This is a genomic window from Pedobacter sp. AC190 (genome assembly GCF_979258025.1).
On the sequence record NZ_OZ409824.1, the window covers coordinates 1,596,885 to 1,623,025 of the forward strand.

A 26,141-nucleotide genomic window follows, 5' to 3' on the forward strand; every position below is an offset into this window, starting at 1 on the left:
CTAAACTCTATGTATAAAAAAGCCCTGAAGAACTCGCATCCTTCAGGGCATCGAAAAAATATTATTGTTTTACCGAGGTAAAGCTTCCCGTTTTACCATCGGCATTAAGTGTTAATGTTATTTTATAAGTTCCAGCAGAAGCAATAACAACATTGCCCGAACCATCACCAATGCTAGTTCCCCAATCGTGGTTTAACCTAAATTTTAATTCTCCAGCAGTTAAAGGTATGGTAATCGTCCAGCTATTTTTCCCATCGTTTATAAATTTCATATCTGTATCAACAGACCAGTCACTGCCTGGTACAGCATTACCTATAATTGACCATACTAAAGGTGTTAACGTAAAAGTATTTGCATTTAAATCAACCACCAATTGTTTTGCTCCTTTAGAAACAGAATTGATATCTGCTCCCGAAGTGCTGATTTTACCACCGCCAGCATCGCCGTAAGCAATATCCCATTTCTTAGCAGGCGTAATTTTAAATTTATCACCGTCAAAAGCAATAATTCCAGTATACACACCATTTCCCGTAGGCGAGATTAAACTATCTGCAGTTGCAGGATTCCAGCCCTGATAATTACCAGGTACGTAAATCCATGCTGTTAAAGGGAATGGTCTTGCGCTGATGGTAACCACATTACTATAAACTGGTGCTGTAGATGTAGAAATTGAAGACTTAATTCTAATCTCTACATCAGTATTTGCAGATGTAGAAATTCCTAACGACAATAATAGATTATTAAAGTCGAGGCCATTGTAAGCTTTTGTTGTTGCTTTAGCGTCTAGAATTGCCTCTTTTGGTGCCGCAAAGTTTGTTCCCTTAACAGCTAACTGTAATGTATTTGAAACTGCAGCCTGATAACCAAAATTTGCATCAGTTAAACTAAAAGTTACAACATTTGTGGTTAGTTTAGATTTATCTAAAACAACGCTTGTAGCTGATGTTTGTAAAGCGCCTCCCGTGCCAGATGTAGCGATGGCTTTAGTTTCATCTTTTTTACATGACCATAGCGACAAAGCAATTAAGCTTAATGCCATGGATTTAAATAAAATTGATTTCATATCTTATGAATGATTGAGATTAATAACCAGTATTTTGTTTCAGATTTGGATTTGCAATTAAATCTGCTGTTGGAATTGGGTATAAGTTACGGTATGCAGGTAATGCAGTACCAGCTTTTACACCACCCTTAAATTGCCATAGATAACCACCATCTGTATATTTTCCGTAACGCACTAAATCAGTACGACGGTGACCTTCCCAATACAACTCGCGACCACGCTCATCTAAAAAGAAATCTATATTAATGGTTGATACATTACCTGAAGCATTTCCATAAGCACGGGCACGTAAAGCATTTACATAGGTTAAAGCTAAAGCCGTGGTACCACCAGTTCCGCCACGCATTACAGCTTCTCCATAAATTAAATATTGCTCGGCCAGACGGAAGATTGGAAAGTCTACAGAACTGAATGTTCCGTTTAATGATGCACCCATAGCACCTGTTGAGGTAACATTTTTAAATTTAGTTGCACGTAAACCATCAGTAAATACACCAATATCGTCTATACCTGTTTTTGTTCCAAAGAAAACACCACGTTTATCTAAAGTACCATTAGCATCTGGAAACAAGGCTGGTAAATTAGCACGGGTTCTATTACCGCCCCAACCACCATTCGGCACACCATACGAGGTCGGATTCATATCACCGTTTATACCTGCATTAATCAAGAAAGTTGTACCTCCGTAATTCGTTCCATTTATACCATCGTAATTAATGCTTAGAATTATTTCCGCATTATTTACATTGTTATCAGCTTTAAACAAATCCATGTAATTTGTTTTTAAAGCATAGTTTGCATTGATTACTTTACTAGAGTAAGTTATTGCTTCAGTATATTTTGCTGTACCTGTGTATATCTGTGCATTTAAATAAATTCTTGCCAATAAAGCCCAGTCAGCACCTTTATCTGCACGACCATACTCGTTTGTACGAGGCTCTGCTAAATCGGTTTCGATGGCTTTTAATTCAGACTCTACATACGTAAATAAAGCAGCTCTTGAAATTTGTTGGGGTGCAACTTTACCAATCGCATCATTTTCGGTTACGAATGGTGGATTACCAAATGCATCCATCAATACCCAATATTGATAAGCACGTAAGAAACGAGCTTCAGCACGATATCTGGTAACAGCAGTTGCATCTGCACCAGTAATATTGCGGCTAGCTAATTTTTCTGGTGTACTTTCACGTAAGAATTCATTAACAAATGTAATTTGAAGAATACTTCTTGAATATAGACCTCTTAAGAATTGATTGTCAACACTTGGAATAGAGTAATCTAATTCTGGAATACCTGTATCACCCCAGGCACAAATTGCTTCATCAGTGGTTAACTCTTGTGAAGTCCAGAATAATCTTAAAAAATCGGCAAAACCTGAGTTTAAACCACCAATATCACTCACATCAGAACCGCCTGGACTGGTTAAAGCATATGCAGCATATAACTTAGCTAAACTATTTTTGTATCCTGCAGGTGTAGCATACACCGTTTCTGCAGTCGCATCGTTAGTTGGTTTTAAATTTAAAGCATCCTTTTTGCATGAATTTAAAGACAACAGTAAAATACCTGATGCTAATATTATTTTAAATGAATTTTTCATCTTAATTTTTTATTTAAAAACCAACATTTAAACCTAAAGTGAATGTTCTTGGTCTAGGGTATAAATTATAATCTATACCTGATATCGACTCTGGATCAATCCCTTTGTATTTGGATACCACAAATACATTTTGGCAGTTTGCCGAAATTCGCATTGTGGTATTGCCTGTTGGAGAAAGCTTACCTACGTTATATGATAAACCAACGTTATCCATTTTCAAGAAAGAAGCATTTTTGATATAATAATCACTCAAATACTGAGAAGTTTGGAAACCTGTATTATAAAGATCGATACCAGAATTATTCAGAATACCTTGTGTGCTTAATACATTGTTCTTAATTCCTAAGTTAGAAGAAACGTTATCGTAAATGTAGTTACCAATGTTTGCTCTTAATACAGTACTGGCTGTCCATTTTTTGTAAGTGAACGAAGTATTAAAACCAAATGTGAAGTTCGGATCTGGAGATTTGAAGAAATACTGATCACTTGTATTGATTACTCCATCGCCATTTAAATCTGCGTATACCCCTTCAATTGGTGTACCAGCAGCATTATAAACTTGTTTGTATACAAAGAATGCACCTGGCACTTGATTTACTGCATGATATTTAAGCGTTACACCACTTCCACCAGTAATATCGCCTGCACTAACTTTCGATCCTGGATCAGGATTTAAAGTTAGATTGGTAATTTTTCTTTTGTTGTAAGCCGCATTGAAACCAAAGTCCCAGGTTACCTTGTCGTTTTGTATAGCAACAAAGTTTAAACTTGCCTCAGCACCTCTTACATCCATATTACCTACGTTTGTAGTTAATAAATTTGTAAAGTTTGTTCCTACTGGGATGTTCACGATACTTAACAAGTCTTTCGTCTTTTTGTAATAAACATCCAAGCTACCATACAATCTTCCGTTTAAGAAGCCATAATCTAAACCAGCATTGTAAGTAGTTGTAGACTCCCATTTCAAATCTGGATCGTAACCAGCTGCACTATAATAATTGTAAAAAGTATTTCCTAATTGATACTGACCATTATTGCTGTTTGCATAATATCTTGCTATATAGTCATAGTTTCCGATACCATCTTTGTTACCAGTTACACCATAACTTAATCGCAATTTCATATCAGATACAACTTTGCTATCCTTAAGGAAATTTTCACCAATAATTCTCCAGGTAAAGCCAACTGATGGGAAATAACCCCAACGATTGTTTTCAGAAAATTTTGATGAAGCATCTGCACGCATAGTACCATTTAAGATATATTTATCATTAAATGTGTAAGTAAATCGACCATAGTAAGAAAGCAATTTATTTTGCTCTACAGCGAATGGAAATACTGGTGTTGTCAATAATTCGCCCGTACCTTTGTAAGTATTAAAATTAAAATTCGTCTGTGCGATATCATAATATCCATAACCAGCAGTTACATCGAATCTACTTTTAATGCTTTCTACATTTTTAGCATAGTTTAAGTAAAATTCCGAAAACTTATCGTGTTCGATGTTTTTTCTGCTTGAATAAGAACCCTGAGTAGATGCACTTTGAGCTGCGAAAGTTGGAACTGAAGTAGAACCATAACCTTTAGAAACATCATAGCCTACGTTTAAGTTAGCATGTAACTCTGGTAAAAAATGGAAAGAGTAATCAAACCTTGCATTACCAAAACTTCTTGCAGCATTACCATGGTTATCCTGTAATCTAATTAAGCCAACGGGATTACGTGGTGCGTTTGGATTTGGCACAGCGCCGTTAACCCATTCAAAATAACCACCGTATGTTGCTGGGCCTTCAACCGTTTTAGTAGGATCAAACTGAATAGCATTTTGTATCGCTGCGTCATTTGGGTACTGAGACTGTGTTAATGATCCCTTTAGGTTTAAATCGATTTTTAAATGATCGCCAAATAAACGAGGAGATAAAGTGAAGCCACCCGTGGCTCTTTTTAGTTTACCAGAAATTACAACACCATCCTGATCTAAATAACCACCAGAAACACGGTAAGGAACACCCTTAAATGAACCTGCTATACTTAAGTTATTGTCAGTAGTAAAAGCTGTTTGATAAATCTCATCCTGCCAATCGGTACTTGCTGTACCTAATAATGCTTTTTGAGCAGTACTACCATTTGCGTTAACATAAGCACGAACCTGATCAGCAGAAAGTACATCTACTTTTTTAGCTACTGTACCTATTGAATTGTTTGTACTGAAATTGATTACAGGAGCTCCAGAACCACCCTTTTTAGTTGTAATTAAAATTACGCCGTTTGATGCTCTTGAACCATAAATGGCCGTTGCATTCGCATCTTTTAAAACCGTGAAGGTTTCAATATCATTTGGGTTAATTAAAGAAAGCGGACTTGGTGCGTTACCAATGCTGTTACCACTAAAAGGAACCCCATCAACTACGATTAACGGATCATTACTTGCATTTAATGAAGCGCCACCACGAATACGAATCTGACTTCCACCGCCTGGAGCACCACTACCGTTGATGATGTTAACACCAGCAACCTTACCTTGAATTAATTGATCAGGTGTAGTAATCGTACCTTTTTGAAAATCTTTTGAATTAACGGTCGTAATCGAACCTGTTAAGTTTTTCTTTTCTGCTGTACCGTAACCGATTACAACAACTTCATTTAATTTTTGTGCATCTGGAACCAATTTAAAATCGGCGGTTGCATTTGCGGTAACATCTACAGCTTTATCTAAAGTTTGGTAACCGATAAAACTTGCTGATAACGTTAAGGTACCATTCGATAACCCAGCCAGTTTAAATTTTCCGTTGACATCTGTCGATGTTGATCTGGTTGTTCCTTTTATTAAAATGGAAGCACCAGGCAACGGTTGGCCAGTTTCATCAAGCACTGTTCCAGATACAGATCCAGTTTGTGCTTTTACGATTAATGCTGAAAAAACTAACAGCACTAAAAGCCCCTGTTTTAGCAGGTAAAATACTTTCATATTCGAAGCTCTTTTAAGTATAAAAATTTGGTTAAATATTATTGTGATTTACACACATGCCTAATTTACAGCAGGAAATCATAATTCAAAATTTATTTAAAAAATATATTTTCAGCTCGATACCGAACCTGAATTTTAATAGAAAAAGACCGATTTTTAGAATTTAAAAAAGCTTTATTCAAGCAGATATACGTTTTTAAGTAATTTACAATCAAATAATTACAAATAATTTAAAACTATTTTATGTGTATTTTTTACACTAAGCTATTTTCCTTGTGAATTTCGGGAACGTTCCCGATGATTTTAAGAGAATTTAAGAATGTTTTTCGGGAACGTTCCCGAAAAATCGGATGAATTCTGCGTAAAACACACTAAGTGTTGATTTTTTTTGATCAAAATCCTTCGGAAAAAGACTGCTGTTTTTAGGGTTTTTGGGGCGAATTTGAGGTCGAATTTCGCTTGATAATTTTCGATTGCAGAATCAGTTCTGAAGGTATTTTTTTATCCCCTTTTGATAACAAAATATCGAACAACATTCTGGCTGCTTCTGTACCAATTTCGGTAGCGGGTTGTGTTATTGTGGTTAAAGATGGATTAAGTAATGGTGCAATTTCCAAGCTCGAAAAACTAATTATTTTTACATCCTGAGGAATCGAAATATTCAAATCGTAACAAGCGTAATAAGTAGCAAAAGCCAAACGTTCTACCGATGTAAAAATTCCATCAGGTTTTAGATCTGTTAATGCAGCTTTGATAATTATGCTGTTTTCATCATAACTGTTACTGCAATCGACAATCAGGTTTTCTTCAAAAGGTAAATTGTGCTTTTCCAGTGCATCTATGTAACCTTGCATACGCGTTTTACCAATCGATAAACTTTTATTTACTACCAGGTAGGCAATTCGAGTACAACCTTGCTCTATTAAATGTTCAGTAGCCAGAAAACTGCTATTATAATCGTTTGTAACAACTCTTGGCGTTTCAATATCTTCATAAATTCTATCGAAAAAAACTAAAGGTAATCGCTTCCCTCCAAATTTATTCAGGTAGTTATGATCATTAGCTTCTCCAGATACCGACATAATTATACCATCGGCCCTGCCATTATGTAAGTGTCGAATAAAATTTACTTCTTTAGAATAGTCATCATCGGTTACATAAATTAAAATATGGTATCCGTTTTCTCGAGCAACGCGTTCTATACCGTGAATGGCTTGGGAGAAGTAATTATTTGCAAGTTCGGGAACAATAACTGCAATGGTTTTACTCTTTTGTTCTCTTAAATTACTTGCGTAATGATTAGGCTGATAGTTTAATTCTTTGGCTTTTTCTAAAATAAGCGTTTTAGTTGAAGCGTTAATATCACTGTTATCTCTAAAAGCTCTTGAGATTGTAGATGTAGATAAATTTAAGGCTTCAGCTAATTTTTTTATGTTAATACTATCCATTTTTGGTTAAAAGCCTGATCATTATAAATAACGTGGTAAATATAACTAGATTAATACATTACTTGTATTGATATTTGTAAATCTACATTTAATCACCTACAGAGCATCTAAAGGCAGTATAAAACCCATATTTATACTATATTGTAATTTAACGTAAAAAAATAATCTATATTTATCAAAACAAAATGTTAGCTAAGTATATTAATAGTATGCCTAAAGTTTCAAAGGCAAATACACAATAAGCAATACTTGGTATTAGGAGTAAGAAATGGAAAATAAAAGAATACTAATTGCTGATGATGATGAAGGAATAGTTGATGCCGTAACCATGATATTGCAAGTAATGGGCTATGAAGTCGACTTTACATATGATGGCGGTGCGGTATTGGATGCCGTTAAAAATAAACCAGATCTTATTTTACTAGATATCTGGATGAGTGGTCACGATGGTAGAGACATTTGCAAACAACTTAAAAGCGATCCTGATTTTAAAGAAATCCCTATTTTAATGATTTCTGCAAGTAGAGATATTAAACAATCGGCCCTTGATGCTGGTGCCAACGATTTTATGGAAAAGCCTTTTGAAATGGATTCTTTATTGAATAAGGTTACACATTTATTGAACTAATTGTTCCTTAAAGTATATTTTCTCAGGCAATTCTTTAAAAACAAATTCGGTAACGCCACATAACCATAGTTTATGATTAATATAGTTACCTCTAAAACTTTCTAAAAGATAATCTCCACCACCACCTAAATTCTCTTCGCGGGTAAAAATCAATTTTAAAATTTCTGCATTGGGCATGTGCAGATCCGCCATAAGCAAGCTACATTCGTTGGTTGATACGGAAACCCATTCTAATAACTCGTCGGCACCTTCAACCATTTGTAAATCAGATTCATTCCCATCCCATTCAGGAATATCGGCATACCATTCCCCTTTCGCATTTTTATAAAATCTGATTAATCTTTCCATATTTTGTAAAGAAAAAAAATCTAATTGAATATTCAAGATAAAAATCCCGAATTTTAGATGATTAGATGGCTGAAGAAAAACCAACTGTAATAAGAAAAATTATTCATATTGATATGGATGCATTCTATGCGTCGGTTGAGCAACGTGATTTTCCCGAATACCAAGGTAAACCTTTGGTTGTTGGAGGCAAACCCGATAGCAGAGGCGTGGTTTCAACGGCGAGCTACGAAGCCAGAGTTTTCGGTATCCGTTCGGCTATGTCATGTAGTAAAGCTTATCAACTTTGTCCATCTGCCATATTTGTTTATCCTCGTTTCGATGCTTACATGTCGGTTTCGCGAAGTATTCGTGAAATTTTTGGCCGTTACACGGATATAATAGAGCCACTTTCTTTAGATGAAGCCTATCTCGATGTTACTGAAGATAAATTAGGCATTGGGTCAGCCATTGATATTGCCCAATCTATAAAAGATGCCATAAAGAATGAGCTGAATTTAACTGCATCAGCTGGAGTATCAATTAATAAGTTTGTAGCAAAAATTGCATCAGATATAAATAAACCAGACGGATTAACCTTTATCGGCCCATCGAAAATTAAAGGGTTTATGGAAAAACTTCCTGTAGAAAAATTCTTTGGTGTGGGTAAGGTAACCGCAGCCAGAATGAAAGCGATGCAAATTAATACTGGTGCAGATTTAAAAAAACTAACTGAACAACAGTTGATCGCTCAATTCGGTAAAGCAGGTAAATTTTATTATAAGGTGGTTCGCGGAATAGATGATAGACCTGTTCAAGCCAACCGCGAAACTAAATCAGTTGGTGCAGAAGATACACTTGCCGAAGATACAAATGATGATTCTGTTATGCATAGCTTACTGCAGCAAATTAGTATCACTGTAGCAAAACGTTTGGAAAAATATCAGCTTAAAGGAAAAACGGTGACCTTAAAAATAAAATTTGAGGATTTTAAACAAATTACCAGAAGCAGATCTTTTGCAACACCGCTTAACAACGCAGAAACCATTTACAGCGAAGCCATTAAATTACTTAACGAAGCTAATATTGGCTTAACAAAGGTTAGATTACTTGGAATTACTTTATCGAGATTTTATGACGAAATCAGGCTCGATAAAACAGAGAATAATCGGCTTGAGTTGGAATTTTAACAGCTAAAACTATCAATTTAATCTTACGGTTTATCTTTGAAACTATTTTATTGAGGCTTAAAATTGGATTAAAAAAAGGTTTAACAATTAAAAAAAGATATGAAATCGATCTTCATATTTGAATTAAAATTATTACACAAACCTATTCAAATACACAACATCCATAAAATCAACACAATACAAAATAAATAATTCAATTTAGTCATAAAAAATACTTAACTTAACTTGTAATAAATAAACAAACTGTCATGAAAGGCATTATTAAAAAAAACGCCACGACATTAACGCAGGAGTTAAATTGGCTGTCAAAAGTTATCGATACCAGTATTAAGTTATTTTTCGGCGAGAAAACTGAATTCGAAAGTATTTATGATGTTCAACCACCAGATATTACTCATGATGAGTCTTTTTACGCTGAAGTAATTAAACGCGATCAAATCACTATACCTGAAAGGATTGTTTTATTACTTTCCATTGCACCACACGTTAAACCAGAAATGCTTGATGTTTTTCTTATAAAAAATAAAACCCTCGACAAATACTTTACCGAATTTGGTGGTATAAAAGATGCCAAATACGATGGATTTATTCCTACAGGTGAAACGGCAGCATTTATTTTGGCAATGAATAATTTAGAAAGCAGATTTGATTTATTTAACCTTTTTTGCGACGATCATTACTTCAATAAAAGAAATATTCTGCACATTATAAAGCCTAGAGGTTACGAGCCTTATCTTTCTGGGGCATTAGTACTTTCTTTAGAATATCTAAGTTATTTAACGGTTGGCGTTTCAAAATTCACCGCTGTACATTCAGATAATTAAAATATTTATCTGATAGATTAAATGATTAATAAGAATTTACAACCATAAATAGCTTCAAATTTAAATTACCCTTTTAAAAACTACTTTAATAAAAATTAGATCTGAGCCATCCAGATGTTAATATCTATGCCGTGTGGGATCTCAATTTTCTTTCTTATTCTGTATTTCTTACCTTCAACAGCCCGAACCGAACTCTTTGTATAACGGGCAATTTCTTTGGTTTCGAAATTTAGCCTGAGTAATGCACAAAATTCAATTTCTGATGCAACCAAATTGGGTGCAATACTTAAAAGCTTTTTACTAAACTCCGTATCAAACTCATTAAATTTTACAAAAAATGCTGGATTATTCTCTACAGCAAGCTGAACAATCTCTTTTAGTTCTTCCGTTTTAGCGGGAGATTGTACACGACTGTTAAACTCAGCCTTTTTTACCAGTTCATCTATTTTTTGGTGGGCTTTCTCAATTGACATTGCACTTTCAGTACGCAATAGAATCTCCGCATCGTTTAGCCTAACTATAAATATGATTAGTAAGATTGCAAATACCACGACCAGAAATAAGGAAGCCAGATAAAATTTATTTAGCAAGGCTGTAGTTTCTTTATAATTTTTAAGTGCCAGAACTTTAAACTCATCAATCATTTTATAATTGATGTCTTTTACGTTACTTATTATAATTTGCAGCTCATTTGTGATGTGGCTATTTAAAACAATAAGTTCGCCCTGCATAGCTAGTAATTTTTTATTTTCACGTTGTAGCTGCTGTAATTTGTTAAGATATGCTCTTCGATCGTTGCCAGCAATTTTAGTACTGTAAGAATCAATCTGCTGGGTATTTTTGTGATTGATTATTTCAATTGTTTGGTTTTTTTCCTTATTCGAAATGGCATCCTTTAATCGCTTATAAAAACTCTTCTTTTCAGGCTTTATAACCTTTACAATGGTATCGGCTACATTTTTAACTTTATTTTCCTGTTTAGGAACATTACGATTTAAATTATTAAGATTTTGTTCTGCCTCTTTATTAAAGTTAGCGTAAATCGTTAAGAGAGAATCAAAACTATGTTTCAATACAAACAGCCGATCTGATAAATTTGATTTCTTTTGATACCAGAATTTCACTTTATTAATCTGCAATTCAGTTAAATGCGAAGTATCCGTTCTTTCAGTAAGAAGCGTGTCAATCATATTAAAAACCCTGGAAATTTTTTTGTTGTAGTCTACATATTTTTTACTGCCAGCATTGATCAACGATTCTTGAAAATCACCTTCTGCCTGGTGTATAAGCAATAGAATTTGTTCTGGTTCAGTTTTTACATGTTCTATATTAGTGGCCAGATTGGAAATGCTTCTCAGTTTTACATTAATTGTATTTAAAACAATTAGCGCTGCTCCAGCTGCAATAATAACAAACACTAAAAACACCAGAAGTATTTTTTTTGCCAGTGCTCGGGTATAAGTTAGCTTCATCAATGGGATATAATAGGGTAAATAATCTGTCGCTATCGCAGAACTATTTCATGGATTAATTGTGCTAAATTGACAATAATCAAAGAAATAACTTCTACTCACATCTACACGAACAGCTATTAACGCTCAATAGCGACTAAAATGTGAGAATACTAACAATGATTTACTGTATTAAAATAAGCATAACATTTACCACTTCCAAGTGATAAAATTTACAAACATTCAATTTGATCGCCCATCGCAAACATTTTTCAATATTGATTATCAATAATTTAAATATTCCGTGTAGATGTACGTATTGATTATTTATTAAAGTTTATCTGAAAACTATTCTTTTGCTACACACAAGTTTTAAGTCTAAAAATATGAGAACAGATTTTTTTCAATCCATTAATAACCTGCCAGAAGCAGATTCGTGGAAAATAGACATTGCATTTACTGACGAAAGCCGGATGATTGTTACTGTTTTTAATGATGAATTAAAAGTTGACCATAAACTTCCAGTTGCAATTTTTGTTGGCACGGCTAAAGAAATTAATGAAATTTTCTTTGATGTGCTTCTATCAAAGGCTAAACAAAACACTTCGCTTTTCTTAAATATTCAAGTCAATCAACGAACCCCCGTACTCCAAAAAGCAAGTAGTTTATAAATACATTTTTTATATTTTAAGTGAATGACTAATTATTTCCTTTTAAAAGCTGTCTGATTGCCGCAAATGTTGAGAGCATCACTAACGGTACTAAAAGAGATGGAAGTAATACAAAAGGGAAATAGCCTAGCGCTATATTGGCTTGTTCAAATCCAAATTGCAAATGCCTTGCAGGCAAAGAAAGGACGGCACTGGATACTACACTTAACAATAGTAGAAGACAAATAATATTCCATGCAAGGATTACGATTTTACCTATTTTCTTATTTACGAAGCCAAAGTAATAAATGAAAGGTGCAGAGATGCCAGAAAGTATATCGAAATTTCGGCCATGGAATGTCATTGCTTCGGGGACGGCATGGTGCACAAAGAGCCAAAACAGGACGAACTCAACTGGTATTCTAATGATATGAAAGATGATAAGCGTTGGCTGATCCAATCCATCTAAAAAAGCTTTACCTTTTGTAGTTAGAAACCTTGATAATAGAAAAATTAGCGGTGGAATTACCAACAGCGGAAAGCGTTCTGTGCTTGTGGCTGGGTCGCTGTAAAAACCCAAAATGCCAAGGGAGGATTGGATGACAATCCAAAAAAGCAAACCGATTAAAAATGGCCTCGAATAATTGGTGGCTCTGTAAAATATTCCAAGGGATAGCAACACTGTTGCACCGAAGGTGATATAAATAAAGATTGGTAAGTGTTGCATGATTGTTATGTTTTAATACAACACAAAGAAAGCAACGGTCTTGTCCACTCTACTGTTCAAATGACAATAAACGACTTGTCAAATGGCAAGAAATTAGTACTATTATTTTTTAACAAATTCTTTTCTTATCCGGCTAAGGGATGTATCTGTAATGCCAAGATAGGAAGCAATTTGTTTGAGCTGTGCGTACAAAAAAATTTCATTGTTTTCCGCTACAAGGCTGGCATATCTTTCTTCTGCACTTTTGTTAATCATAGCAAGCGTACGTTGTTTATAGGCTACAAATTCTTTTACTAGCATTGCTCTAGCAAACTCCCTAAACTCTGGTACTGAATGAAAAAGCATATTTAGCTTTTCAAAGTTGGTGGCATACACTTTGCAGTCGGTAATTGCCTGCAGGTATTCCGTGGAAGGTTGATGGAGAAAGAAAGAAGAGGCTTCAAATGCGACCCTGCCTCTGGGATAAAAAAAAGTCGTGATTTCATTTCCATCTATATCGTGTGTAAAAGCTCTTACAAATCCTTCCGCCAAGTAATAATAGCCACTAACCTTACCTTGTTTCAAAAGGTATTCATTTTTTGAAAATTCAATTTCTTCAAAGTGTGCTGCAATTGTTTCTAGCCCCATTTTTGTAACACTAATATTTGGGATGTTTTGCTTGATAAAATCAATTAGCTGTTCTTTTTCCATTATCCGAATATAGGCAAACTGTTTGAAATACTATTTTGGCAGCTGTATGGGTAGACTGTCATTTATTTAATCATGCCAATAATTGTTGGAGCGCCTCGACTATTCATTCATAAAAGTAAATTAAGGCACATATTCGGTAAAATTGAGCAGGACCTACAATTCCATCAAATCTAACGGCATCGAAACAAAAAAGCAGCGCATATAAATTTTAACTTATTCTTTAAGAATATCTTACTAAACCAAGTTTGAGATTTTTAGCGCCTTGCACAGTATTGATAGGGAATTGAGGTCGAACCAAAAATCAGCCTCTACTTGCCTATTCAACGATTTGAAAATCAGCAAAAAAAGAAATGCCTTTTACGATATCCTGACTAGCATTGGCTCTGGGCTCCCTTCGCTATGCTCTGGATAAACTTCTCGCCCAGTTGTAAATAAAAAAGCCACAACTTTCGTTGCGGCTTTTTGCTCCCTCTGCTGGGCTCGAACCAGCGACCCTCTGATTAACAGTCAGATGCTCTAACCAGCTGAGCTAAGAAGGAATTTTTATCCTGGTTGTAATCATTTTTTACCAAAATCATTTGGCAATTTTATCATAAAAAATCCCCACATTGCTGTGAGGATTTTTGCTCCCTCTGCTGGGCTCGAACCAGCGACCCTCTGATTAACAGTCAGATGCTCTAACCAGCTGAGCTAAGAAGGAGTGCTGGTTGTTTCCTAAAACGAGGTCTTTTGTGCTTTGCAGTACATATACCCTTGTTCGTTTTGGGAATGCAATATTAGGGCTTTTAAATTATTTATGCAATATTTGCAGTGAAAAAATTTTAAAAAAATTCAAAATAAAATATATGAGCCTGATAATCATAGGTACTGTAGCTTTTGATGCTATTGAAACTCCCTTCGGAAAAACAGATAAAATTGTAGGTGGAGCAGCAACTTACGCAAGTTTAGCAGCTTCTTACTTCTACAACAAAGCAAAAATTGTCGCAGTTGTTGGCGATGATTTCCATAAATCGGATATCGATACTTTTACTGAACACGGAATTGACACCGAAGGATTACAAATCAAAGCAGGCGAAAAATCATTTTTCTGGTCGGGAAAATACCACAACGACATGAATAGCCGTGATACTTTAATTACCGAATTAAATGTATTGGAAAACTTCGATCCGATTATTCCAGAAAGCTACCAGGATTGTGAATACCTAATGTTAGGCAATCTTACTCCACAAGTACAGCAAACGGTTATTAAACGCCTTAAAAACCGCCCAAAATTAATAGTTATGGACACTATGAACTTTTGGATGGATATTATGATGGACGATTTATTAGAAACTATTAAAATGGTTGATGTTTTAACCATCAATGATGCTGAAGCCCGTCAATTATCTGGAGAGTATTCTTTAGTTAAAGCAGCTAAGAAAATCCTGGCAATGGGCCCGAAATACTTAATCATTAAAAAAGGTGAGCATGGCGCTTTGTTATTCCACGAAGACAAGATTTTCTCTGCTCCTGCTTTACCATTGGCCGAAGTTTTCGATCCAACAGGTGCTGGTGATACTTTTGCAGGTGGCTTTATCGGTTATTTGGCTAAAGTGGGAACCATCAACTTTAGCAATATGAAAAATGCAATTATTTACGGTTCGGCTTTAGCTTCGTTCTGCGTAGAAAAATTCGGAACTGAAAAGTTATTAAACTTAACAGAACAAGAAGTTGCCTCAAGAATTCAGGAGTTTGTAAATTTAAGCTCGTTCACGATCGAAGCCTAGGTAGCAGACCACTACAAATCTTAATTGTACAAAAACACTTAGCCGCCCTTTTGCTGATTAGATTAATTCAATCAGCAAAAGGGCGGCTTTATTATTCTTGAGGAATCTAGTTTGAAACCCCTGATTCTTGGCCATACCCAAATCCATGCTTCCCCAAATCATCGTTCTTTTAATTGCTTTTATTTTACATTTTATACTGCGAAAAGCCATACCTTTGCTTAGTGTAAATTAAACACTAAGCATCTCCATGAATAAGAATTTAATTCCATTAACCTTGGGCGGTTTGGGCATTGGCATAACAGAATTTGTTATGATGGGCTTACTTCCAGATATTGCCAAAGATTTACATATAAGCATCCCAAAAGCAGGTCATTTAATTTCTGCTTACGCCTTAGGCGTTGTAATTGGCGCACCGTTATTAATTATGATAGCTGGAAAATACCCACCTAAGAAAATATTAATAGCCTTAATGGTAATGTTTACCGTTTTTAATGCCTTTTCTGCATTTGCGCCAACCTTCGATACCTTATTTATTGCAAGATTACTTTCTGGCTTACCCCACGGTGCCTTTTTTGGCGTTGGTTCGGTAGTTGCCAGTCGCATTGCAGCAAAAGGAAAAGCTGCTCAGGCGGTTTCGTTAATGTTTATGGGTTTAACCATTGCTAATATCGTAGGCGTTCCTTTAGGTACATTTATTGGCCATAACTTCTCTTGGCGAATTTCGTTTGCCGTTGTAGTTGCTGTTGGTTTAATCACATTATTAAGTTTAAAATTATGGCTGCCAGCTTTACAGGCTGCAAAAAATCGCGATTTGAAAAGCGAATTAAGTTTTTTTAAGAAGCGCGAAGCCTGGATTATTATCTTCATGATATCGATTGGTACAGGCGGCTTATTTACCTGGTACAGTTACATTGCTCCGCTAATGACAGAAGTTGCTGGCTTTTCACCGAATGCAGTAACTTACATATTAATGCTCGCGGGTTTAGGTATGATGGCTGGAAATTACCTCGGCGGAATCCTGGCAGACAAATATTCGCCAGCTAAAGCTTCGGCTACGCTGCTGGTGACCATGGTAATTACCTTAATTATCGTACACTTCGTATCCGATAACCAGATTTTAGCCTTAATAATGACTTTTGTTACTGGCGCAGTTTCATTCTCTCTGGCCGCACCAATTCAAATGTTAATGATTCAATCAGCCAAAGGATCAGAAATGTTAGCCGCATCCGCAAGTCAGGCGAGTTTTAATATCGGCAATGCCTTGGGCGCATTTTTTGGCGGCCTGCCATTGGTTTATGGTTTTGATTATACTTCACCAGCCTATGTTGGTGCTGCTATGGCATTGATCGGGGCTTTCTTTGCATTTTGGTTAATCAAAAGCAATCAAACCGTCGAAGTTGGCGAGAAAATTCCCGTAACATCTTTTCATTAATAATTGGAGTTCTTCCTAGTAGCTTTCGTCTAATCTAAGCTTATTGTAAGAAAGTCTTTCTCTATAATATCCTTAGTGCAAATCCATATCAAGTCCATAGTAAGTCCATGTTTTACCCATAAAATACGGACTTATCTTTAAGTATCTCCAGTTTTACATTGGCTACGGATGCGACAGAGGATAAGTATAACATGACTGAACATGCTATATGCATTCCATGTTAAATAGTTTTCAGATTTAGTTTCACAAGTTCTAAAGTAATTTCAAAGTAGAAACCATGTTTTAATCTAACTACTTATATTTGCCCATGCTTAAAAAAGAACGCTATAAACTTTTTGTAGAACATTTTTCGGCCAAGCAACCCGATGCTGAAACCGAGTTACACTATAATAATCCTTACCAGCTTTTGGTATCAGTAATCCTTTCGGCACAATGTACCGACAAAAGAGTAAATATGGTTACACCTGCCCTTTTTCAGCGTTTTCCAAATGCAAAAGCTTTGGCTGAAGCAACACCTGATATTGTTTTCGATTACATAAGAAGCATAAGCTATCCAAACAATAAAGCCAAACATTTGGTTGGTATGGCTAATATTTTACTCCATGAATTTAACGATGTTGTGCCATCGGGGATTGACGACTTACAGAAAATGCCTGGTGTTGGCCGTAAAACAGCAAATGTTATTGCATCGGTAATTTACAATGCGCCTGCGATGGCTGTTGATACACATGTTTTCAGGGTTGCCAATCGTTTAGGGTTAACCAATGGGAAAACTCCTTTGGCGGTTGAAAAAGACCTGGTTAAAAACCTTCCTGAACAAGATATACACATTGCCCACCATTGGTTAATCTTGCATGGCCGCTATGTTTGCGTGGCCCGAAGCCCCAAATGCGATATTTGCGAAATTACCTATATGTGTAGGTATTTTGAAAAAAACAACCTGAAAAAACTGAAAGCTGAAAAATTAAATATTTCGCGTATTGATCTATAAGCGCATAACAGGCAACCCTAAACCGATAACTGCACTGTAAAAAATTATTTTTACTTTACTATTGACATTAGCCAAAAAACATTTAACTTAGCTAAATATTTTAGCATTATAACTTATTAACATCCGAGCATATTAGCCGACTATTCAATTATATTTACGGAATCAAATAACAAAAAAATGGCAAGCGCAAATCCTGATAAATTAAAAGCCCTACAATTAACTCTAGATAAATTAGAAAAATCTTATGGTAAAGGCACCATAATGAAACTTGGCGATACCGCTATTGAACCGATTGATTTTATTTCTACTGGTTCAATTAGTTTAGATATTGCTTTAGGTATTGGTGGGATTCCAAAAGGTCGTGTAATCGAAATTTATGGTCCTGAATCTTCTGGTAAAACAACTTTAGCAACACATATTATCGCCGAAGCACAGAAAAAAGGCGGTATTGCTGCATTTATAGATGCAGAACACGCTTTTGATCAGTTTTACGCTAAAAAATTAGGTGTTGATACCGATAACCTATTAATTTCTCAACCCGATAACGGCGAGCAAGCTTTAGAGATTGCGGACAACTTAATCCGTTCTGGAGCAATTGATGTAATTGTAATTGACTCTGTTGCTGCTTTGGTACCTAAAAGTGAAATTGAAGGCGAAATGGGTGATAGCAAAATGGGTTTACATGCCCGTTTAATGAGTCAGGCGTTACGTAAATTAACAGGTACAATTTCTAAAACTGGCTGTTGCTGTATCTTTATTAACCAGTTACGTGATAAAATTGGTGTAATGTTCGGTAACCCAGAAACTACAACTGGTGGTAATGCATTGAAGTTTTATGCTTCAGTTCGTTTAGACATTCGTCGTATTTCGCAAATTAAAGATTCTGACGAAGTTTCTGGTAACCGTGTTAAAGTTAAAATCGTTAAGAATAAAGTTGCACCACCTTTCCGTATTGCAGAGTTTGATGTAATGTTTGGTGAAGGGATTTCTAAAAACGGTGAGATTGTAGATTTAGGTGTTGATTTTGGTATTATCAAAAAAGCAGGTTCTTGGTACTCTTACGGAGATACTAAACTTGGACAAGGTAGAGATGCGGTTAAACAACTTTTAAGTGATAACCCAGAATTAGCTGAAGAATTAGAAATTAAAATTAAAGCCGAAGTAACTGGCGATAAATTAGAAGAAAAATAGTTTCTATTATAGTTAAACAAGAATGGCCGTGATAATCATCACGGCCATTCTTGTTTAAAATCCATTTGGATTTAGTTTGTATCCTGACTGAAAATGGCGTTAAAATCTTTAGTTACATATACAATTACCAATATCGCTGCAATAAGCAAAGCGCCAAGAATAATTACGCCCCAGCTTCCTTTCAATTTGTTTTTATCTTTTCTGATGAGATAATATAAAATTCCGATTAAGGGAATTGCACAAACTATCCAAAATATTAACGATGCACCTGTCATATATAAAAAATCTAATATTATTAATAAACAATTAGCTGCTTAACCAATTCGATCGTTAAGCAAATTAAAATTCCATTCTCGCCAATGGCGAAACTTCCTGTCCTACAAAATCCTGCTTCAAATATTTTTGATAGCCTGCAATCGCAATCATTCCTGCATTATCTGTACAATATTGAAAAGCAGGAATGTAAACCTTCCAACCCAATTCATCTGCGGTTTGCTGCAAAGTATTTCTTAATCCAGAATTCGCAGAAACACCGCCAGCAATTGCAACTTCATTAATATTATACATTTTTGCTGCTTTCTTTAACTTATTCATCAAAATCTGAATAATGCTAAACTGAACGGAGGCACAAATATCCGCTAAATTTTCGGCAATAAAATCTGGATTTTCCTTTTCCTGTTTTCTAATAAAATAAAGAATAGAAGTTTTAAAGCCACTAAAACTAAAATTTAGATCGGCAATTTGTGGCTCTGCAAATTTAAAAGCTTTTGGATTACCCAATTGGGCATGCTTATCAATTAAAGGTCCGCCAGGATAAGGTAACTGAAGGATTTTAGCCGTTTTATCAAACGCCTCTCCTGCTGCATCATCTAACGTTTCGCCAACAATTTCCATATCGAAATAATCCTTAACCAAAACGATCTGTGTATGTCCTCCAGATACGGTTAAGCAGAGAAAAGGAAAGTTAGGTTTAGGTTCATCAATGAAATGCGCTAAAATATGCGCATGCATATGATTGACAGAAATTAACGGTATATTTAATGCTAGTGCAAAAGATTTAGCAAAAGAAACCCCAACCAAAAGTGAACCCAATAAACCTGGCCCGCGTGTAAAAGCGACTGCATTTATGTCCTGTTTTGTGACACCTGCATTTTTTAAAGCTTGCGCTACAGCTGGAACAATATTTTGCTGATGTACCCTTGAAGCTAATTCAGGGATTACACCACCATAATTTTCATGAATTGTTTGGTTTGCAATAACATTGGCCGTAATTTTGCCGTTGTTACAAATAGCGACAGATGTATCATCGCAAGAAGACTCGATAGCAAGTATAACAGACAAATTATTTTTATTTAAGCTGCAAAATTATTAAAAAACTATTTAAAATACTCCTTTGGGTAATTGCATCAATACTTTTGCTGCTTGCGCTACTTGTTTTTTCACTGCAATTTAAGTCTGTGCAAACTTTTTTTGCAAAAAAAGCCGCTGCTTATTTATCAAAGGAGCTTCATACTACGGTTTCAATTAAGAGTCTTTATATTAAGCCTTTCAAATCCATCGTGCTTGAAGAGTTACTGGTAATGGATCTTCAAAAAGATACATTGTTAAACGCTCCGACGCTAATGGTTGATATTAATCAATTTTCTATCGACAAAAAGATAATTGATATTAATACCATACAACTTAATAATGGAACCTTTTTCTTAAAAGATCTCAAAGATAATTCTTCTAATCTCGATTTCATTATAAATTATTTCGATTCTGGTAAGCCTACTGTAAAAGATCCAACTAAAAAGCCTTACAAATTGGATTTTGGAAGAATCATTATCAACAAGCTAAATTTTAAATACAGAAATTACAAAGCAAAAGATTCTTTACAAGGCAAAAGTGTAAATTTCGAAAATGTTGACGTTAGAGAATTAAGCGGAATTTTTGAAGGCTTTGATTTTAAAGACCACTTACTTAAAACTAATATTAAAAACCTAACGCTAAGGGAGAGAAGTGGTTTTTACTTAAAAAATCTTACTGCTGAAACAACCGTAGATTCGAACGCGATCGAACTTAAAAACCTATTACTGCTAACCAATCAAAGTAGGCTGACGAATTATTTTCAAATGAAGTTTAAATCTTTTAAAGATTTTAACCACTACATTGATAATGTTAGGATGAAAGCGATTTTCAAGGATAGCCACATTACATCGAGAGATGTTGCATTTTTTGCGCCAGAAATGAATGAGATGAAGCTGGATGTTGATGTAGATGGTCAAATAACTGGTTTGGTTAATAACCTGAGAGCTAAAAAACTCTCCATAAAATCTGGTAAAGCAACCTACATAAAAGGCGATTTCATATTAAAAGGACTTCCGAAATGGAAAGAAACCTTTATGGATTTAAAAATCGAAATGGCTGGAACCAACAAAAGAGATTTGGATGAAGTTTTAGGTGGAATAACAGGAAGTAAGAAAAAATTAATTCCATCCATTGTCGATAAATTCGGCAATATTAACTTCAACGGAAGTTTTACTGGTTTTCAAAACGATTTTATTGCCTATGGTGAATTCAAAACCAAGCTGGGCAGAATCGTTTCTGATGTGAACATGAAAATTGATAAAAACGATGTGCCTTCCTATACCGGCAGTGTAAAAACTTTCGATTTTAATCTAGGTAATTTACTGGATGAAAAAAGTTTAGGACGTATAACATCATCATTAAATGTTAAAGGCCGCGGCACAGAACTTAAACACCTTTCAGAAAAACTGAGCGGCGATGTGGAATACATAGATTTTAACAATTACCGTTACAGAAATGTTAAGGTTGATGGAACTTTCGATAAAAAATATTTTGATGGGAAATTAAGTATAAACGATAAAAACATTAAACTGATTTTTGATGGTGGAGTAAACCTAAATCCTAAATTACCTGTATTTAATTTTAATGCAACGATTACTGGTGCCCGATTAAAAGCCTTAAATCTTTTAAAAGATTCGTTAATGGTTGATGCGAAGTTTAACACTAATTTTTCGGGAACAAACCTGAATAACATCGAGGGCAGGTTGCGGATACAAGAAATTACCTTAAGAAACCCTAAAGGCACCTATAGTATAGATTCGGTAGAGCTTAGCGCAAACGGAACAGGCGTTGCCAGAAATTTAACCATCAAATCAGATATTCTGGATGCCAGTATTAACGGGAAGTACGACCTAAATTCTATTGGTTCTTATTACAAAGCAATCGCTAAAACTTATATTCCGTCTTTCCAAACCAAGATTATAAAATACAATGAACAGATTTTTGAATTCAATTTAAAAATTAAAAAATTCGAGCCGCTTGCCCAGTTAATTTCACCAGGCTTGGAGATTAATGAAGGGGCAAATTTCATCGGGAATTTCGATTCGAGAAATAATACGGCTACATTAAATGGCTTTATTAAAAACCTAAAATATCAGGGTGTTGTGGTAAATAATATCATTGTCGATGAAAACACTACTCCGCAACAACTTCAGTTAAACATAACTTCCGATCGGGTACAGCTTAACGATAGCTTATTTATTAAGGATGTGAATATATCCAACATCCTACGAAATGATAGTTTGGCCTTCAACTTAAAAATGTCTAATTCTGATGAAGCCAATCAGCTCGATTTAAATGGTTTGGTTGAATTTACCAAAAACCAGGACACTACGGCAAGATTGAGTGTTTTACCATCCATACTAAAAATTAACAACGAAGAATGGCGGATTGAGGAGAAGGTACGTATCATTTTAAATAATGGCAAAACCGAAATCAAGAACTTCGATTTGGAAAATGGCAATCAGCAAATTACCGTTAATGGATTAATTTCTGAAGATCCAAAGGATTTGCTTCAGGTTGGATTTAAAGATTTCAATTTAAAAACAATTAACCCCTTTACAAAAGGCTCGGGTGTTAAGCTGGCAGGAAATGTTAACGGAAAAACCGACTTATATGGGATTTTAAAAGTGCCCAGGGTAATTGATGATGTAAAAATCGATTCGTTAAATTTTAATGATATATACATTGGTACGCTTACCGATACCTCATCTTTTAATAGTGAAAAAAATCGGATTAATGTTTATACACGCATTATGGCCGATGACTCCGAAACATTTAAGTTAACTGGTAATTTAGATCTTAAAGAAAAAGAAATCGATTTAAATGTTAAAATGGATGAGAGTAAACTGACCATTTTTGAGCCATTTGTGAAGCAACTTGTTTCCAATTTAAAGGGAAATGTATCATCAGACTTAACTGTAAAAGGCAAATTCGATAACCCAAAGATAAACGGTACACTTTCGCTAGATAAGGCACAAGTAATGGTTAATTATCTCAAGACCACTTATGTAATCACCGATGAGGTAAATGTAGAAAATAGTGTAATTAGTCTGGATGACTTTAAGTTAAATGACCTTGAAGGACACGAAGCTACAGCTAATGGCTCGGTAGATTTAAACAATATTGATGATCCAACTTTAGACGTTACCGTTAACGCAGAAAGCTTAATGGCCTTGAATACCACCAACAAGGATAACTCGGTTTATTTTGGTAAAGCTTATGGTACGGGTAAATTTAGCTTTAAGGGCCCGACAAGTAAGATGAAGATTGATATTAAGGCCAAAACAGAAAAAGGAACGGTATTCAATTTACCTTTAAATAGCTCTGAAACGGTTTCTGATAACGATTTCATTAACTTTATTAGTTTAGACTCGGCTAAGGTTGTTAAAAAAGCTACCACTTTCGACGGTTTAACATTAACCTTTAAATTAACAATAGATCCTAATACGACAGCAAATATTTTTACCACCCTGGGCAACCTAAGTGGAAAAGGTAATGCAGAATTAAATCTGAACATTAACAGTTTAGGCGATTTCGAAATGTCGGGCGATTATATTATCGAAACGGGAAGTTTCGACTTTACGGCTCAAGAGGTTATTAATAAGAAGTTCGAAATCAGGCAAGGCGGCACCATCCGCTGGACAGGTAACCCGACCGCAGCGCAAATAAACTTAAAAGCGGTTTATGCGCTGAGAGCGAACTTAAACGAGTTGTATAAAGCTGCGAACAGAGATGCAAGTAGTAATGCAAACCAAAGGGTAAATACCGAGGTTGAAATGGGTTTAACTGGTTTATTATTACAACCAGATATTAAACTGGATATTAATTTCCCTGCCCAGCCTGCCATTAAAGAAGAGTTGCAAACTTATTTTAGTGATCAGAATAACCTGAATTTACAGGCCTTTAGTTTAATTATCAGAAGAAGTTTTGCTCCTGGAAATGGTGGTGAATCTATCGGAAAACAATTGAGCTCGAGCGTATCGAGTACGGCAACCGAATTGGTGTTTAATCAGTTTAATAATGTCCTATCATCATTAAACTTAAACTTTGTCGATTTAAATGTAAAATCGCTGAGTGAGGCAAATGCTTCGTTTAAATTCTTTAACGACCGCTTAATTGTTAATGCAGGGATTGTTGATAGAAACAGCTTAAATGACTTCACCGTTATTGATTTTGCAGACCGAAATGTAGGTAGTGAGGTTGAAGCTTTATTCCTGATTAAAAAAGATGGAAGTTTAACAGGTAAACTGGCCAACAAACCACCAACCCAACAAAGTATTTTCTTAAATAGCGGCATAAGTGCAACAGCCAATGTAACCTCAATCGGATTGGTGTACACGCAACAGTTTGATACGTTTAAAGAATTTCTTCAGAAACTTACAGGTGCTTATCGGAGAAACCTGAGAAAGAAACAGGCAGAACAACCTGTTAAAACTAATAAATCGATTAATAAAGAAGCCATTATTAATCAGAGTAAAAATAATCAGAGAAGATAATTTTCTGTTACCAGTAATCGATTATAAAGCCGATTACTGGTAACAGATCATATTTTTAACCTTTCATAATGGAGTGACCCATTTTATCTCTTTTGGTTTTTAAATAACGCTCATTATGTACGTTACTTTCAATTTCGATCGGAATGTTTTCTACAATTTCTAAACCATAGCCAACTAAGCCTGCACGTTTTGTAGGGTTGTTACTCATTAAGCGCATTTTGGTTACCCCTTGCGATCTTAAAATCTGAGCACCAACACCGTAATCGCGTTCATCGCCCTTAAAGCCCAATTTAATATTCGCTTCAACGGTATCAAAACCTGCATCTTGTAAATTATAAGAACGTAGTTTGTTGATTAGTCCAATACCACGACCTTCCTGATTCATGTAAACTACAACACCTTTGCCTTCCTTTTCAATCATTTCAAGGGCTTTATGTAGTTGAGGTCCGCAATCGCAGCGGCAAGAGCCAAAAATATCACCTGTTACACAAGAGCTGTGAACACGAGCAAGAATAGGCTCTCCTTCCTTCCACTCACCTTTAGAAATGGCCAGGTGTGTTGCATTATTATCAAGCTGGGTATAAGCCGTCATTTTAAAATCGCCCCATGCAGTTGGCAAGTCAATGGTAACTTCCTGTTTTACCAGGCTATCAATGCCCAACCGATAAGCAATTAAATCTTCGATAGAAATAATTTTAAGCTGGTGTTGTTCTGCTATTTTAAACAAATCAGGTAAGCGAGCCATTTCGCCATCTTCTTTTAAGATTTCGACTAAAAGTCCTGCTGGTTTCATTCCTGCCAGTCTGGCTAAATCAACCGCAGCCTCTGTATGGCCTGCTCTTCTAATTACGCCACCATCTTTTGCTCTTAAAGGAAAAATATGTCCAGGTCTGCCTAATTCATCGGGGTTTGTATTTGGATTAACCAAGGCAAGCATTGTTTTAGAACGATCGCTTGCTGAAATGCCCGTTGTACAACCATGCCCAACTAAATCGACAGAAACTGTAAAATTAGTTTCGTAAGCGGCTGTATTTTTACCAACCATTAAATCCAGGTTTAGTTCATCACAACGTTCTTCAGTTAAAGGGGCACAGATTAAACCACGACCGTAAGTTGCCATGAAATTGATTACTTCGGGTGTAGCATTTTCTGCAGCAGTTAAAAAATCGCCTTCATTCTCTCTGTCTTCATCATCAACAACGATAATAACTTTACCGGCTTTGATATCCTCAATAGCCTCTTGTATGGTATTTAATTTTGTTTGCATTTTATGTAAAGTACAATATTATTTAACGGCTAAAAGCTTTCAAAACAATATGCTAAGCCTATATTATTCGCCATTAATTATA

General features: G+C 35.3%; 20 protein-coding genes and 2 tRNA genes. 9 read left to right on the top strand and 13 right to left on the bottom strand.

The features are described from left to right. Positions 1-61: 61 nt before the first annotated feature. From ACZZZI_RS06985 to ACZZZI_RS07000, 4 genes are all read right to left on the bottom strand, one after another. On the bottom strand, positions 62-1,039 hold the full coding sequence (locus ACZZZI_RS06985; RefSeq protein WP_463489023.1) for a SusE domain-containing protein: 978 nt from the start codon (positions 1,037-1,039) through the stop codon (positions 62-64). Between the two features lie 43 nt (positions 1,040-1,082). Next, the gene (locus ACZZZI_RS06990) at positions 1,083-2,666 is read right to left on the bottom strand and encodes a RagB/SusD family nutrient uptake outer membrane protein (protein WP_316761909.1); all 1,584 of its coding nucleotides are present in this window, start codon (positions 2,664-2,666) and stop codon (positions 1,083-1,085) included. Between the two features lie 13 nt (positions 2,667-2,679). Continuing rightward, a complete protein-coding gene (locus tag ACZZZI_RS06995; RefSeq protein ID WP_463489024.1) occupies positions 2,680-5,634 on the bottom strand; it encodes a SusC/RagA family TonB-linked outer membrane protein in 2,955 nt (984 codons plus the stop codon). A gap of 422 nt (positions 5,635-6,056) precedes the next feature. Further along, positions 6,057-7,082 carry a LacI family DNA-binding transcriptional regulator gene (locus ACZZZI_RS07000; RefSeq protein ID WP_316761916.1) on the bottom strand — a complete coding sequence of 342 codons (1,026 nt, stop codon included), beginning with the start codon at positions 7,080-7,082 and terminating at the stop codon, positions 6,057-6,059. A gap of 268 nt (positions 7,083-7,350) precedes the next feature. On the opposite strand from ACZZZI_RS07000, the gene ACZZZI_RS07005 reads away from it, so the two are divergent. After that, positions 7,351-7,710, top strand: a complete 360-nt coding sequence (locus ACZZZI_RS07005) for a response regulator (protein WP_316761919.1) — start codon at positions 7,351-7,353, stop codon at positions 7,708-7,710. Here ACZZZI_RS07005 and ACZZZI_RS07010 read toward each other — a convergent pair. After that, positions 7,699-8,058 carry a DUF6717 family protein gene (locus ACZZZI_RS07010; RefSeq protein WP_463489025.1) on the bottom strand — a complete coding sequence of 120 codons (360 nt, stop codon included), beginning with the start codon at positions 8,056-8,058 and terminating at the stop codon, positions 7,699-7,701. The genes ACZZZI_RS07005 and ACZZZI_RS07010 overlap by 12 nt on opposite strands. 65 nt (positions 8,059-8,123) lie before the next feature. Between ACZZZI_RS07010 and dinB the strand changes: the two genes are divergently transcribed. After that, positions 8,124-9,224, top strand: a complete 1,101-nt coding sequence (dinB, locus tag ACZZZI_RS07015; RefSeq protein WP_463489026.1) for a DNA polymerase IV — start codon at positions 8,124-8,126, stop codon at positions 9,222-9,224. 248 nt (positions 9,225-9,472) lie between these two features. Then, positions 9,473-10,048: a hypothetical protein gene (locus tag ACZZZI_RS07020; protein ID WP_316761926.1), complete on the top strand. Its 576-nt coding sequence runs from the start codon at positions 9,473-9,475 to the stop codon at positions 10,046-10,048. A 95-nt stretch (positions 10,049-10,143) separates the two neighbouring features. Here ACZZZI_RS07020 and ACZZZI_RS07025 read toward each other — a convergent pair whose 3' ends face one another. Further along, entirely contained in the window at positions 10,144-11,520 is a 1,377-nt protein-coding gene (locus ACZZZI_RS07025) for a helix-turn-helix transcriptional regulator (RefSeq protein ID WP_463489027.1), read from the bottom strand. A 365-nt stretch (positions 11,521-11,885) separates the two neighbouring features. Between ACZZZI_RS07025 and ACZZZI_RS07030 the strand changes: the two genes are divergently transcribed. Further along, positions 11,886-12,170 (top strand): hypothetical protein, encoded by a 285-nt coding sequence (locus ACZZZI_RS07030; protein WP_463489028.1) that lies wholly within the window; start codon positions 11,886-11,888, stop codon positions 12,168-12,170. A 28-nt stretch (positions 12,171-12,198) separates the two neighbouring features. On the opposite strand, the gene ACZZZI_RS07035 is transcribed toward ACZZZI_RS07030, so the two are convergent. The 4 genes from ACZZZI_RS07035 to ACZZZI_RS07050 all read right to left on the bottom strand — a co-directional run bounded on the left by ACZZZI_RS07035 (position 12,199) and on the right by ACZZZI_RS07050 (position 14,266). Further along, positions 12,199-12,876, bottom strand: coding sequence for a hypothetical protein (locus tag ACZZZI_RS07035; RefSeq protein WP_316761934.1), 678 nt, complete (start codon positions 12,874-12,876; stop codon positions 12,199-12,201). 102 nt (positions 12,877-12,978) lie between these two features. Next, entirely contained in the window at positions 12,979-13,566 is a 588-nt protein-coding gene (locus ACZZZI_RS07040; protein ID WP_316761937.1) for a Crp/Fnr family transcriptional regulator, read from the bottom strand. A gap of 465 nt (positions 13,567-14,031) precedes the next feature. Beyond that, positions 14,032-14,105 (bottom strand) — tRNA-Asn (locus ACZZZI_RS07045). A gap of 87 nt (positions 14,106-14,192) precedes the next feature. Next, a tRNA-Asn gene (locus ACZZZI_RS07050) sits at positions 14,193-14,266 on the bottom strand. Positions 14,267-14,411: 145 nt separating this feature from the next. Here ACZZZI_RS07050 and ACZZZI_RS07055 point away from each other — a divergent pair. The 4 genes from ACZZZI_RS07055 (at position 14,412) to recA (ending at position 18,946) form a co-directional block, all read left to right on the top strand. Further along, the gene (locus ACZZZI_RS07055; RefSeq protein WP_316761940.1) at positions 14,412-15,332 is read left to right on the top strand and encodes a PfkB family carbohydrate kinase; all 921 of its coding nucleotides are present in this window, start codon (positions 14,412-14,414) and stop codon (positions 15,330-15,332) included. A gap of 247 nt (positions 15,333-15,579) precedes the next feature. Beyond that, complete coding sequence (locus ACZZZI_RS07060; RefSeq protein ID WP_463489029.1) at positions 15,580-16,764, top strand: MFS transporter; 1,185 nt, start codon at positions 15,580-15,582, stop codon at positions 16,762-16,764. A 307-nt stretch (positions 16,765-17,071) separates the two neighbouring features. Next, positions 17,072-17,755 carry an endonuclease III gene (nth, locus tag ACZZZI_RS07065; RefSeq protein WP_463489030.1) on the top strand — a complete coding sequence of 228 codons (684 nt, stop codon included), beginning with the start codon at positions 17,072-17,074 and terminating at the stop codon, positions 17,753-17,755. Between the two features lie 177 nt (positions 17,756-17,932). After that, a complete protein-coding gene (gene recA / locus ACZZZI_RS07070; protein ID WP_056094982.1) occupies positions 17,933-18,946 on the top strand; it encodes a recombinase RecA in 1,014 nt (337 codons plus the stop codon). 71 nt (positions 18,947-19,017) lie between these two features. Here the strand turns inward: recA and ACZZZI_RS07075 are convergent, their stop codons facing one another. Together ACZZZI_RS07075 and tsaD are read right to left on the bottom strand one after the other, a co-directional pair. Then, complete coding sequence (locus ACZZZI_RS07075; protein ID WP_316761953.1) at positions 19,018-19,221, bottom strand: hypothetical protein; 204 nt, start codon at positions 19,219-19,221, stop codon at positions 19,018-19,020. A gap of 64 nt (positions 19,222-19,285) precedes the next feature. Next, positions 19,286-20,287: a tRNA (adenosine(37)-N6)-threonylcarbamoyltransferase complex transferase subunit TsaD gene (gene tsaD, locus ACZZZI_RS07080; RefSeq protein ID WP_463489031.1), complete on the bottom strand. Its 1,002-nt coding sequence runs from the start codon at positions 20,285-20,287 to the stop codon at positions 19,286-19,288. Positions 20,288-20,403: 116 nt separating this feature from the next. Here tsaD and ACZZZI_RS07085 point away from each other — a divergent pair, with 116 nt between their 5' ends. Further along, positions 20,404-24,792 (top strand): translocation/assembly module TamB domain-containing protein, encoded by a 4,389-nt coding sequence (locus ACZZZI_RS07085; protein WP_463489032.1) that lies wholly within the window; start codon positions 20,404-20,406, stop codon positions 24,790-24,792. Positions 24,793-24,847: 55 nt separating this feature from the next. On the opposite strand, the gene ACZZZI_RS07090 is transcribed toward ACZZZI_RS07085, so the two are convergent. Continuing rightward, entirely contained in the window at positions 24,848-26,059 is a 1,212-nt protein-coding gene (locus ACZZZI_RS07090) for a bifunctional 3,4-dihydroxy-2-butanone-4-phosphate synthase/GTP cyclohydrolase II (protein ID WP_316761961.1), read from the bottom strand. Positions 26,060-26,141: the final 82 nt, after the last annotated feature.

What these genes read in the sequence shown, in the direction of transcription:
- recA (WP_056094982.1), top strand. Translation starts at nt 17,933, where the DNA reads ATGGCAAGCGCAAATCCTGATAAATTAAAAGCCCTACAATTAACTCTA.
- ACZZZI_RS07000 (WP_316761916.1), bottom strand. Translation starts at nt 7,082, where the DNA reads ATGGATAGTATTAACATAAAAAAATTAGCTGAAGCCTTAAATTTATCT.
- ACZZZI_RS07025 (WP_463489027.1), bottom strand. Translation starts at nt 11,520, where the DNA reads ATGAAGCTAACTTATACCCGAGCACTGGCAAAAAAAATACTTCTGGTG.
- ACZZZI_RS07030 (WP_463489028.1), top strand. Translation starts at nt 11,886, where the DNA reads ATGAGAACAGATTTTTTTCAATCCATTAATAACCTGCCAGAAGCAGAT.
- nth (WP_463489030.1), top strand. Translation starts at nt 17,072, where the DNA reads ATGCTTAAAAAAGAACGCTATAAACTTTTTGTAGAACATTTTTCGGCC.
- ACZZZI_RS07035 (WP_316761934.1), bottom strand. Translation starts at nt 12,876, where the DNA reads ATGCAACACTTACCAATCTTTATTTATATCACCTTCGGTGCAACAGTG.
- dinB (WP_463489026.1), top strand. Translation starts at nt 8,124, where the DNA reads ATGGCTGAAGAAAAACCAACTGTAATAAGAAAAATTATTCATATTGAT.
- ACZZZI_RS06985 (WP_463489023.1), bottom strand. Translation starts at nt 1,039, where the DNA reads ATGGCATTAAGCTTAATTGCTTTGTCGCTATGGTCATGTAAAAAAGAT.
- ACZZZI_RS07075 (WP_316761953.1), bottom strand. Translation starts at nt 19,221, where the DNA reads ATGACAGGTGCATCGTTAATATTTTGGATAGTTTGTGCAATTCCCTTA.
- ACZZZI_RS07010 (WP_463489025.1), bottom strand. Translation starts at nt 8,058, where the DNA reads ATGGAAAGATTAATCAGATTTTATAAAAATGCGAAAGGGGAATGGTAT.
- ACZZZI_RS07020 (WP_316761926.1), top strand. Translation starts at nt 9,473, where the DNA reads ATGAAAGGCATTATTAAAAAAAACGCCACGACATTAACGCAGGAGTTA.
- ACZZZI_RS07040 (WP_316761937.1), bottom strand. Translation starts at nt 13,566, where the DNA reads ATGGAAAAAGAACAGCTAATTGATTTTATCAAGCAAAACATCCCAAAT.
- ACZZZI_RS06990 (WP_316761909.1), bottom strand. Translation starts at nt 2,666, where the DNA reads ATGAAAAATTCATTTAAAATAATATTAGCATCAGGTATTTTACTGTTG.
- ACZZZI_RS07060 (WP_463489029.1), top strand. Translation starts at nt 15,580, where the DNA reads ATGAATAAGAATTTAATTCCATTAACCTTGGGCGGTTTGGGCATTGGC.
- ACZZZI_RS07005 (WP_316761919.1), top strand. Translation starts at nt 7,351, where the DNA reads ATGGAAAATAAAAGAATACTAATTGCTGATGATGATGAAGGAATAGTT.
- ACZZZI_RS07055 (WP_316761940.1), top strand. Translation starts at nt 14,412, where the DNA reads ATGAGCCTGATAATCATAGGTACTGTAGCTTTTGATGCTATTGAAACT.
- ACZZZI_RS07090 (WP_316761961.1), bottom strand. Translation starts at nt 26,059, where the DNA reads ATGCAAACAAAATTAAATACCATACAAGAGGCTATTGAGGATATCAAA.
- ACZZZI_RS06995 (WP_463489024.1), bottom strand. Translation starts at nt 5,634, where the DNA reads ATGAAAGTATTTTACCTGCTAAAACAGGGGCTTTTAGTGCTGTTAGTT.